The sequence below is a fragment of the Bowmanella denitrificans genome (assembly GCF_039522935.1).
Lineage (GTDB): Bacteria > Pseudomonadota > Gammaproteobacteria > Enterobacterales > Alteromonadaceae > Bowmanella > Bowmanella denitrificans.
Map to the genome: position 1 here is coordinate 1 of NZ_BAAAEI010000016.1, position 9,018 is coordinate 9,018.

Here is a 9,018-nt window from a genome sequence, read left to right on the forward strand (position 1 = left end):
ATGCGGGGCTGCCACCAGTGAAAGCAGAACAACCTAAACTGGTGTCTGGAAATACTTGACCACTACAGATATGTCTATCCAGAAGTGTTGGTTGAACTGCGCTCGCAGATACATTTACACTCAGAAATCTTATTAGAAATCAGAGGGATTGGGTGAAAATCATCAATGGCGTCAAACTGCACCTTTGTGCAGTCCTTAGCTTAGTGGCAGGCGATAGCCTGGCAACGCAGACCATGGTTTTAGCAGACGATGGCAAGGCCGAGGATTACTTTGGCTACAGTGCGGATATCGATGGCACAACGCTGCTGGTGGGCGCCTATAAAGCTGATATTCATGGGGTCACCGATGCCGGGGTCGCTTATGTCTACGTGTTAGGTGACAAAGGTTGGCACCAGCAAGCCAAGCTTGTTGCCGATCCTGTCTTCGCTGACGACACCATTGGCGGCAAAGTGGCATTGAAAAACGATGTGGCTATGCTCGGTGTGATGGGAAGGGATGACAAAGGCAAAGACTCGGGCGCGGTAATTTCTTTTGAACGCGCAGCCAATAGCTGGACACAGAAGCAGATTTTTACCGCACCTGATGCAAAACCAGGCGATGCGTTTGGCCAGAGTGTTGCGCTTACTGATAACTACCTCGTTATCGGTGCCCCGCGTAACGACGCCCTGGGTGAGGACTCCGGCGCGGCGTACATTTACCAGCGGGAAAACGGCGCATGGCGCTATCAAAGCAAAATCACCGCCAGCGACGGTGCGGCAAAGGATTTGTTCGGCATCAGTGTCGCAATTGACGGTAATACCATACTGGTTGGCGCAGATTTGCATGATGAAAAAGCCGAAAACGCCGGGGCCGTATACGTTTATGCGATGGCTAACAATCTGTGGCAACAACAAGCTAAGCTGGTGGCCTCTGATGGCGGTAAAACCGATATTTTTGGCGTCAGGGTCGCGATTTCAGGTGACACCGCATTAATCTCGGCAAGACGAGACGATATTGAAGAATTAGGGGTAGATGCTGGCTCAGCCTATCTCTTTGTGCGAGAGGGCAATACCTGGACGCAAGAGCGTAAATTGGTTTCACCAGATGGTGCGGCAGACGACAGATTTGGCCGCGGTGTGGCGTTAAGTGGCGATACCGCCATTATCAGTGCCATGAATCATGATGCCAATGGCACCGACACTGGCGCACTATATGTTTACAAAAAAGGCCCTGACGGCTGGCGTTGTACCAGCAAGGTTGTGGCTGAGAATGGAAAGCCTGGTGATCAGTTTGGCTGGAATGTTGCGCTATCAAAGGGTGTTGCCGTAATTGCCACCCCCCACCATGATGCCAATGGCCAGCAGTCCGGTGCGGTATATGTACAAGACTTAAATGGTGATAGTGGTTCTAAAGTGCAGAATGCTGTCATTAAAGCGGTGGAAAAATAAGGCAAAACTGCGCATAGGATTGCGTTCGATGTGGAAGACATTGCCCGTGGCGAATCAGATAAAGCTGTCTAATTTGGTTCCAGACCCGATTCAGTAGACCACTACAGGTAAATAACTCTGTTTCACCACGAGGAAGCCTTTCTCGCAGAGCCGCCGAGCGCCCAGAGTAATTAAAAACAGTAAATGGCTGAGTGGGCTTTTCGCTGTGCCCCCTGCGTCACAGCGAGGGGAATTTTAATCTCGGCCAAAGGCCGGTTAGCGCTTTTTCCTGCAGTTCATGGCTGTCCATTTTATGACCGCGAAGGGCGATAGAGATCGCCCACTCTTCGTGCTTTTCTGATCTTCGTGGTAGATAAATAATTACCTGGAAAAGGCCTGATACCTGACCTCCTTACCATTACTGCTCAGCTAAAAAGCGGCATCTTCTAGTCGAGTCGTTCCGGACGACGACTTGTCCCCTTTCCACTGCTCTCTGAACCGACCGGGAATTTTTCAGCGGGACGAAAGCGGTAGGGGCATCATCGGTTTACTTAATAAATCGATGTACTACAGAAAATCTACGAATTCTTGATTATCGCCAGTGCGAGGATTTTGTGCTTAGGGCATCTTGTGATAATGGCTTGAAGTTGTGGGTTCAATATGAGAGGGCAGCATCAACCGTAAGTATCCTTAAGTACCCAACATAACGAAGCAGATGGTGTGAATACATGCAGATATGAAGCCGCATAACAATAAGTGTATGGACCAAGTGCGTCTTTCCTCGGCACCTCTTAGTGCAACCTAAAAAACTCTTACTGGGCAAAGGCTTATAAGCATGCTAAAAAGTGACCTTGCAAAAGTGCTGCGAAGCACCTTGTTTAAACGCGGCGCTTAGCCCTCTGACAATATTGTAATATGCAAAGGATGTTCATGTTCAGGTTCTTAGTTTTTAGTTCTATGCTGGTGGCCTCGACTTTTTCTGCTCATGCCAAAGGTGACTGTGATATTTCGGGAATTTGGAATCACTCTGCTAAGCCCGCAAAACTACTAATTGATTTAGACAAAGCTGAGGCCACTGTCTATTCCCATGACAACAATAAAAAAGCAATTGGATTAGTTGTTTTAAAAGGTGTAATGCCAACATCAAATTCTTCGTTATGGGATGCGCAGATGTATAGCGCAGCGGATGATTCATTTGTTGATGTTCAAATAACTTCAAAAGGTTGCAATCAATTAATTGTTAGTTTTGACGGTGCAGAGGTTTTAGGGCTTGTCAGGTGAATTTGCATGTAACAGTAGCCATCAAAACGCCATTCTGCGGCTCGTATGATCTTTGACTGGCCAAAAGGGCGGCTAAATTAGACAACCTACACAAGTTAGATCTAAGTGCAGCATAGTAAGTTAAACCATCTAAAAAACCATCACTGTACTCATGTTTTTCGCTGTTTAAGGCGTTACATGAGTCGAACTTCAAGTTGGTTGCATGAGAGAAGTTGAAAGAATTATCAGGGTTGATCATGCAGGCGAAAGAGGTGCTATTGGAATCTATAGCGCTCAACTACTTGTCGCCAGGGTTCTGTATAAAGATTTGGTTATGGTGCTCGAAGAAATGCTAAGCCATGAGCATGAACATTACGGTAGGTTCAATCGGCTCCTTAAAGCCCGTGGTATCCGGCACTGTTATGGACTTACTATATGGGCATTGGGAGGCTGGAGCCTTGGCATTATCACAGCCCTTTTAGGGCGTAATGCTATCTGGGTGTGTACAAACTCAGTAGAAACAGCGGTGCTGCATCACTTGCAGTGGCAATTGGCGTTCTTGGAGATTCATGATGCTGAAGCCTATGCTGCTGTTTTGAGTATCAAAAAAGACGAGGAAGAGCATCAAGCATTGGGACAGAAGAATGGTAGGCATTCCATTTTCTATAAGCCAATTTTCTGGCTTGTTCAGTGGTCAACGCAGTTTGCTATTTGGCTGTCGACCAAGCTCTAAATCATGTAACAATGCCCCACTGCCGACAAATGGCAGGGCGCAGCGTTAAGCCATTAAGGAGTTGTACATGGAAGATAATAAATTTTTTAAGTTAGTTTGGCGTTTTAACGGCTTGGTTATTTCTGTTGTGGGTATTTTGGCAATTGGCGTACTTTTATTTGCAATGTACCAAATTTTAAAGGATGTAACTAGGGAGCGAAATACTCACAATATCGTTAATATTGAAGATGGCGACCAAGTAAAGGAAACCTGGAGACTTGGCCACATCACTCACTTATCTGGTCATAAAACGCTTATGATTCCTTTAGATTCGGATCAGAGCTTTAACCGCGAATATTTTAGCAAGTCTTCAAGTTCCACTCGAAACTACCTGTTTATAAACACTGAAACTGATTCAAGTAAATGGCTTTTTGATCACACAAACTATTTAGTTGAACATGCTGACCAATTGCGAATAGGGGATTACAGTTCCAAAAAGCCCGTCTTAGCCATTCTTTATACCTTGGTGAAATTAGATTCTAATGGTGATAGCCACCTAACTACTAGTGACTTAACAACAATAGCTATCTCTAAGCCTAATGGTTCTGGTTACAGGGAAGTATTAACAGATATAGAGCAGGTAATTGGAAGCACACTTTTGTCTGAAACGGAGCTATTCATAATATATCAGTTAAACGGTAAGTCATTTAGCTCAACTATTAATTTAACCAACTTTGAACTGGGTAGAACAAAAGAGTTGCCTAAGATCAGCTTATAGAAAATCAACGCGCAGACTAGTAAAGTTTGGCTCGAGCCAAACTTTATTATCCTTGTATGCAGGAGTTAACTAGAGAGGGATAAAGCCCTGACTAAAATTCACTTCGTCATCTTATCTATTGCGAATGGTATCGGCGCAATGTTGCTTAGTTCTTTAATTATACTTCCAACAATATGGGTGAGCGTTTTCCTCTTGTCATTTGATTTTGAAGAGACAACAGCTTTGATTGTTGAGAATATCGACCTTATTTTAGTTATTTTTACAGTAGGTACATGTTTTGAAATTGGTGATCGGCTCTATCGGGGTGCTAAGAAGGGTAAGATCATTACCATCATCCGTGATAAAGACGATAGATGGTAGGAAGTGAATAGACAGGGTCACATCCAAGTTAAACTTTCGGCTATTTGGGCAAGGTGGTCTCAACTACCTCCCAGTTTTTACCTGACATTATTTCACTCCAAAAAAGCACAGTCGGCCCTTATAAATCCGGCTGTGCTGTAATGCTATTGACCACAAAGCACACGAAAGCCACGAAGAAGCCAGAAACCCCAGACCTTTCTTCGTGTTCTCTGTGCGCTTCGCGGTGATTAACAGCTTTAATTGCTTTTACCTTCTCTGTGTTCTCAGCGCCTCGGCGGTGAACAAACGTATCAATGCAACTTAAGCTTAGGTCGCACTGCGCGGTTGATTTTCTCCACCAGGATCATCAGCATGCCTTTAAACCAGCCGTGAATGGCCACCTGGTGCATACGGTACAAGCTGATATACACAAAGCGGGCAATGCGACCTTCAATAAACAGGCTGTTGCCGGTCAGGTTACCCATCAGGTTGCCCACGGTGCTGTAACGGCTTAAGTTCACCAGCGAGCCATGGTCTTTATATTGGTAATCCTTAAGGGGTTTACCTGCGCGTGCACGCATAATATTGCCCGCCACCAGTGAAGCCATCTGATGGGCCGACTGGGCACGAGGGGGCACCCAACTGCCGTCTGCCTGCTGGCAACCGCAGCAATCGCCAATCACATACACATTGTCTAAGCCTTTAGCCTGAAGCTGCCCAGTAACGACTATCTGTTGCAGGCGGTTTAGCTCAAATATGCCCAGTGCCTTGATAAAATCCGGGGCTTTAACCCCAGCCGCCCACACCATTAAATCGGCGCGAATGGTTTTATCCTCGGCGGTAAAAAAGCCGTTTTCCACTGCGGAGGCCACCTTGGTACTTTCCAGCACCTCGACCCCCAGTTTAATCAGTTCCTTGCGCACGGAATCAGAAATGCGTTTAGGCAGGGCCGGCAAAATACTCGGGCCTGCCTCAATTAAACTGATGCGCAAACGGTTGGCATTAATTTGTGCCAGACCATAGCGCTGGGCCAGGGCGGCCACATGGTACAGCTCGGCCGACAATTCCACGCCCGTGGCACCGCCACCGACAATGGCGATACGCAGATCTTCACGATTACCGGTTTGATTGACCCGCACAAAGTTATTGATCAGCGAACGGTGAAACTTGTCGGCCTGTTTTGGGGAGTCGAGAAAATAGCAATGCTCCGCCACCCCGGGCGTGCCAAAGTCATTGGACACGCTGCCAATGGCCAGTATCAGCTTGTCATAATGCAGATGGCGTTCGGCCACCACCATATCGCCGTCTTCATCAAAGATGGCGGCCAGATGAATGCTGTTGGCCTGCGTGTCCAGGCCGGTCATTTCACCGTGCTGAAACTGATAATGATGCTTGGCACCGTGGGCGCTGTAAGCCACACCGTCGGTGCTGGTGTCCAGCGAGCCACTGGCCACTTCATGCAGAAGCGGCTTCCAGATATGGCTGGTGTTTTTGTCTACCAACACAATCTGCGCCAGTTTCTTTTTACCGAGTTTATGCCCTAGCTGGGTGGCCAGCTCTAATCCTCCGGCACCTCCCCCGACAATAAGGATAGTTTCCATGGTTGTACTCCAAAGTTAAGGATCTGTTTATGTTTGCCATCGGCAGGACAAGTGCCGTGCTCAATTGAGCGGGGGAAACCAAAAGCAAAGATAAACAGCCTGAAGGCCGTGGGTGGGGGTAAGAAGGAAAGCGTATATTGCATGCTTTCATAATAAGGGCATGCGCCGGGAAAACCCATGCCTGGCGTGCGGATAAATGCAAAAAAGTTGTAAGTAAAACTGACCTGCATTTTAACGATGACGTTCAAATCTTTGTCACACTGGTCGGATAAGCTACCGCGACAAATTTACTAAGGATTCACCCATGAAATTGACTCGCAGAAGCTTCCTTAAGGCTTCGGCCGCCGGATTCGGCGCCGCTGTTTTGTCCTATGGCCTGACAGGTTGCAGTAGTAGCGATAAAGGCAGCAATGTTGCCGTGTCTTTTACCCATGGCGTCGCCAGCGGCGACCCATTACAGCATGCTGTGGTGATCTGGACCAGAGTCAGTCCTGATGTGGCCGGGGTGGCATCCCTGGACGTACGCTGGGAAGTGGCCCTGGATAAAGACTTCAGAAATCTGGTTCATGACGGTATGGCAGAGGTTTCTGCAGACAGCGACTATTGTCTGAAAGTAGACCTGCTGAATCTGGAACCCGGTACGCGCTATTTTTACCGCTTTGCCAGCAATGAGCGTTTGTCACCGGTTGGTATCACCCGCACTTTGCCACAAGGTGACGTGGACCAGATTAAACTGGCCGTGATGTCCTGTTCTAATTATCCGGCAGGCTATTTTCATGTGTATGGCGAAGTGGCCAAACTGGACGACCTGGATGTGGTATTGCATCTGGGTGATTACATCTATGAATATGGTGCAGGGGGCTATGCCAGTGAAGACGCACAGGCTCTGGGCCGGAGCCTGCCCAGTGATAACAACAGCGAATTGCTGACATTAAACGATTATCGAAAGCGCTATGCGCTGTACCGTTCAGATACGCAGCTTCAGGCTGCCCATCAGGCCGTGCCTTTTATTACTGTATGGGATGACCACGAAGTGACCAATGACACCTGGCGTGAAGGGGCAGAAAACCATAACGACGGTGAAGGCAACTTTGACGATCGCAAATTGGCAGCCCTGAAAGCCTATTTTGAATGGATGCCGATCCGTGGCCAGGACAGCAGCCAACCCATTTACCGCAAGTTCGAATTCGGTAATCTGCTGAGCCTGTATATGTTGGATACCCGCGTGCTGGCCCGTGATAAACAGCTTGATTATGCGGATTTTGACCTGACCAGCCAGGCCGGTCAGGGGGCGTTTATGGCGGCGCTGACCGACAGCAACCGCACCTTGCTGGGCGGCCAGCAGTTAAACTGGCTGACCGACCATATGGCGCAGTCGCAGGCCATCTGGCAGGTATTGGGCCAGCAAGTGCTGATGACCAAAATGTGGATGCCGGCGGAAATTTTGCTGACTCTGGGCGGGGTGGCGTCGACACTGGCCGCTGGCGGTGATGCGTCAAGCGTATTGGCCAAAGCCAATCAGTTATTTGCTGAACTGGCACAAATCAAAGGCCGGGTACTGGCTGGTGATCCCAGTGTCACGGCGGCTGAGCGGGCCAGGGTAGAAACCACTATGCCCTATAACCTGGATGCCTGGGATGGCTATGCCTATGAACGTGAGGCACTGCTGGGTGCCGCCAGAGCCATGAACAAAAATCTGGTGGTACTGGCCGGAGATACCCATAACGGCTGGGCTGGCAATCTGGTGACGGCGGCTAATAACCCGGTGGCACCAGGTGCCCATGCTGGAGTGGAATTTGCCACCTCATCGGTATCTTCCCCCGGTATGGAAAACTACCTGAATCTGGATAACCCGCAAACCGTGGCACAAACAGAACAGGTGATTGGCTTGCTGATTGACCATCTGCACTACACCAATTTGTCTGACCGCGGCTTTTTAACCCTGTCCTTCAGTCGCGATTGGGTGGACGCCAAGTGGCAATATGTGAGTACCATTAAAGCCAAAAGCTATCAGCTGCTGGAAGACCGCAGCAAAACTCTGCGGGTGATGGCTGGCGCTAACCGCTTGGATGCTTAGCGTTTTTCTGCGGCTTGGCATGATACCGGAATCTTCACACAGAGACGCTGAGAGCGCAGAGTGAAGCGCGCAGAGTATTCAACGCCTTCAATTCCTCTGTGTTCTCTGTGCCTCTGTGGTTATTTGTAATTTGAATTAATACGTTTTCACCACAGAGACACGGAGGACACGGAGATTCACAGAGATTTCAGAGTGTTATCTCAGCGCACTTGGCGGCTCTGCGAGAGAGTTTTTCGTGTTTTCGTGGTTTGATATCCGGCTAAACAGCCATGGAATCGTAAACCACTACTTTGCGCCATAAGTAGGAATACTGCTCGACAAAGGCCTTATGCAGCGGATGGATCTGATAGGCATCCTGGCCTGCGGCGTCGTCAAACAGCATAGTCTCGGCAACCTGGTAGCTGTTATCCACCACCTCTCGCTTTTCTGTCGAGGCCGGCAGGCCGATTTGCAGGCCACGTACGCTGTCTATTTGTCGCAGGCTGTTTAGTCCTTCAATCAGCTTATTACGATCTTCCACCGAATCAGGGTTATGCAGCCAGAAATACACCTGGTGGATCAGCCTGGGCAGCGATGGGCAAGCAGTCTGTGCTGAGACAGTGGTTGGCAGCACTGACGCTGCCCCTAACAGAGCGGTTGAAGTGATAAATTGGCGACGGGAAGCATCTTGCATAGTGCGGTCCTGAAATTCTGATTGGTTAAAACGCTAGCAGATACAGTTGGTGTTGGGTACTTTCAGGGCATTACGATTTTTGTTTTTCCCACGAAGATTTAGATGTTTCTCGCGGTGACGCAGTGGCGCAGAGAAAGGCCCGCAGAGTATTCATCACCTTCAACACTCTGTG

General features: G+C 48.6%; 8 protein-coding genes. 5 read left to right on the forward strand and 3 right to left on the reverse strand.

Annotated elements, in window-relative coordinates:
• The first annotated feature begins 152 nt into the window (after nucleotides 1-152).
• From ABD028_RS14755 to ABD028_RS14770, 4 genes are all read left to right on the forward strand, one after another.
• Nucleotides 153-1,427 (forward strand): FG-GAP repeat protein, encoded by a 1,275-nt coding sequence (locus tag ABD028_RS14755; protein ID WP_343845913.1) that lies wholly within the window; start codon nucleotides 153-155, stop codon nucleotides 1,425-1,427.
• Between the two features lie 909 nt (nucleotides 1,428-2,336).
• The gene (locus tag ABD028_RS14760; RefSeq protein WP_343845914.1) at nucleotides 2,337-2,687 is read left to right on the forward strand and encodes a hypothetical protein; all 351 of its coding nucleotides are present in this window, start codon (nucleotides 2,337-2,339) and stop codon (nucleotides 2,685-2,687) included.
• Nucleotides 2,688-2,889: 202 nt separating this feature from the next.
• A complete protein-coding gene (locus tag ABD028_RS14765; protein WP_343845916.1) occupies nucleotides 2,890-3,399 on the forward strand; it encodes a demethoxyubiquinone hydroxylase family protein in 510 nt (169 codons plus the stop codon).
• A gap of 67 nt (nucleotides 3,400-3,466) precedes the next feature.
• Entirely contained in the window at nucleotides 3,467-4,156 is a 690-nt protein-coding gene (locus tag ABD028_RS14770; RefSeq protein ID WP_343845918.1) for a hypothetical protein, read from the forward strand.
• A 650-nt stretch (nucleotides 4,157-4,806) separates the two neighbouring features.
• Here the strand turns inward: ABD028_RS14770 and ABD028_RS14775 are convergent.
• A complete protein-coding gene (locus ABD028_RS14775; RefSeq protein WP_343845919.1) occupies nucleotides 4,807-6,096 on the reverse strand; it encodes an NAD(P)/FAD-dependent oxidoreductase in 1,290 nt (429 codons plus the stop codon).
• Nucleotides 6,054-6,344: a hypothetical protein gene (locus tag ABD028_RS14780; RefSeq protein WP_343845920.1), complete on the reverse strand. Its 291-nt coding sequence runs from the start codon at nucleotides 6,342-6,344 to the stop codon at nucleotides 6,054-6,056. Before ABD028_RS14780 ends, ABD028_RS14775 begins: the two co-directional genes overlap by 43 nt.
• 56 nt (nucleotides 6,345-6,400) lie before the next feature.
• Here ABD028_RS14780 and ABD028_RS14785 point away from each other — a divergent pair, with 56 nt between their 5' ends.
• Nucleotides 6,401-8,173: an alkaline phosphatase D family protein gene (locus ABD028_RS14785; protein ID WP_343845921.1), complete on the forward strand. Its 1,773-nt coding sequence runs from the start codon at nucleotides 6,401-6,403 to the stop codon at nucleotides 8,171-8,173.
• A 259-nt stretch (nucleotides 8,174-8,432) separates the two neighbouring features.
• On the opposite strand, the gene ABD028_RS14790 is transcribed toward ABD028_RS14785, so the two are convergent.
• Nucleotides 8,433-8,846, reverse strand: a complete 414-nt coding sequence (locus tag ABD028_RS14790) for a Dabb family protein (protein ID WP_343845922.1) — start codon at nucleotides 8,844-8,846, stop codon at nucleotides 8,433-8,435.
• Nucleotides 8,847-9,018: the final 172 nt, after the last annotated feature.